The organism is Photorhabdus aballayi (assembly GCF_026153155.1).
Classification (GTDB): Bacteria; Pseudomonadota; Gammaproteobacteria; order Enterobacterales; family Enterobacteriaceae; genus Photorhabdus; species Photorhabdus luminescens.
Map to the genome: position 1 here is coordinate 1 of NZ_JAPFCD010000121.1, position 2,113 is coordinate 2,113.

General features: G+C 31.0%; 1 protein-coding gene and 2 pseudogenes. All 3 read left to right on the plus strand.

The window, feature by feature from the left end; genetic code table 11:
* Nucleotides 1-362 (plus strand): annotated as a pseudogene (locus tag OO184_RS24755) (hypothetical protein); the annotation flags it as partial.
* Between the two features lie 117 nt (nt 363-479).
* Nucleotides 480-887 (plus strand): annotated as a pseudogene (locus OO184_RS24760) (tail fiber assembly protein); the annotation flags it as partial.
* A 73-nt stretch (nt 888-960) separates the two neighbouring features.
* On the plus strand, nt 961-2,058 hold the full coding sequence (locus tag OO184_RS24765; RefSeq protein WP_265381432.1) for a glycosyltransferase family 4 protein: 1,098 nt from the start codon (nt 961-963) through the stop codon (nt 2,056-2,058).
* Nucleotides 2,059-2,113: the final 55 nt, after the last annotated feature.

The following is a 2,113-nucleotide window of genomic DNA, read 5'->3' on the forward strand; positions in this document are numbered from 1 at the left end:
AAGGGGATATTGCGACGCGACAAACATGGTATGGGCCGGAAAAATACTTATCCTGGACTATTCAATATAGTACGAAAAACAAACCTTCTGCAACTGATGTGGGAGTATATACCAAAGCGGAATCTGATAGTCGGTATGCAGACAAAACTAATATAGGGGTAGCAAACCTGCGTCTTGGTAGTATAGCTACCGAAGGTGGCTGGACAGATACAACAAAAAACTGGACAGCACCTGCTGGTAATGTTCTCGTTGGTTTAAGTACAACAATGTGGAGTTCAGGAAGACAACACCTTGCAGGATTACATTATCGTCCAGTACAGGCATATATTAATAATACGTGGGTAACAATATCAACTATTTAGGTGCATATTATGATAACTGGGATTTTTTCCCCTTATACTCCAAAAGATAGTATTCCATATATTCAATATTTAAAAGATGATAAGGAAAACGATTGGTATAAAATTCAAAAAAAATTCTCACAAGAAACGATTAAGTTTACTTTTAATGAAGTTGGAATAGTTACTTCATTATCAAAAGATATATCCAGTCTTTTTCCTATATATTTATCTGTAGCGGAATTAGAACCCAACAATATACCTGCATGTCTTGATATCTCTGGTAGATGGTTTTTTAATGGCAAGAAAGTAATTCCGCGTATATATACGTTGGAAGAAAAAATACGGATAATTGAAAACCATAAAATAGAAAAAATGGCTGTAATAAACATGACTATACAGCCTCTACAAGATGCCATTGATTTAGATATAGCAACAGATAAAGAAATTGAGCAATTGATGGCATGGAAAAAATACAGAGTTTTATTAAGTAGAGTAGATACTTCTCAGCCTGATATAATTCAGTGGCCCGAAACACCTAAAAAATAGAAAATAGGGCCTGTACAGGCCCTATTTTTCAGGTAAAATAAGTAAAAATTAGAAATTAAAATTAGGTAATATCATGAATATTTTGATTACAAACTTTCATACAGGGAATGGTGGTGGTCATACAACATATATAATGAATATAGTTAAGTATTTTAACTATAACGAAGGAAACTTGTTCATTGCCTGCCCACCAGAAAGTAGATTATATAAAGAACTATTTAATTTGGGGGTTAATAATGTATTCCCATTATGTTTTTCCTTTAAAATTAAAAAACTAAAACAAATTATAAAAACTAGCCAGATTCTATCTAAAATAACAAAAGAATATAAAATAGATATTATTCACACTAATGGGAACTCTGATAATAAAATAGCCGTCATAGCCAAATTATTTTTTGGAATGAAAAGTAAATTAATTTATACTAAACATAATCATTATTCTGTATCGTTATTATCCAGAATCAGACTTAGAAGATTCAATGAAAAAATCATTTTTGTAAGTGATTCTATACATAAACAATGTTCATTTTTTATCCCTAATGAGCAGTCAGTCATTATCAAAAATGGTATTAATACTGATAAATGGAAAATTGAACACCCGATTATAGAAACAGGAAAAATAACACTTATTTCCTCTGCTGGAACAGCAAGACATAAAGGGTGGCACTTTTTAATAAGATGTCTGGCAAAAGATAAAGAATTATCTAATAAATTCAGTATAAAAATACTAGGCCGTATTCCTCATAAAAAGGATATAGAAAAATTAATTGGTATTGATTTTTTAAATGTTGATATTGAATTTATTGGTTACATTAATGATGACAAAGCGATAATTAGTTATATGAAGAATGCTTCTATTGGGTTTGTACTATCTACAGATTGTGAAACTATCAGCTTTTCTTGCAGAGAAATGATGGCTTGTGGTCTTCCTGTTATTGTCAGTGATTTTGGTGGATTACCAGAAAACATTGATCATGGTGTTAATGGTTGGATTACAAGGGCAGGCAATGAAATATCTATACATAAGGTTCTGAAATTAATTTCTAGTTTATCATTTCAAGAGTTAAAAGAGCTCTCTAAAAAAGCCAGAGAAAAAGCTGTTAATGAGTTTAATGTAAAAAAAATGGTTTCAGAAACGATAAATATATATAATTTAGTTTATAAGTCTTAAATAACAATCAGGGGCAATACGCCCCTGATTGTTATTTTGGTTGCACCGGCCATTC

Excerpts from the sequence above, each read along its gene's own strand:
- OO184_RS24765 (WP_265381432.1), top strand. The coding sequence starts at position 961 with ATGAATATTTTGATTACAAACTTTCATACAGGGAATGGTGGTGGTCAT.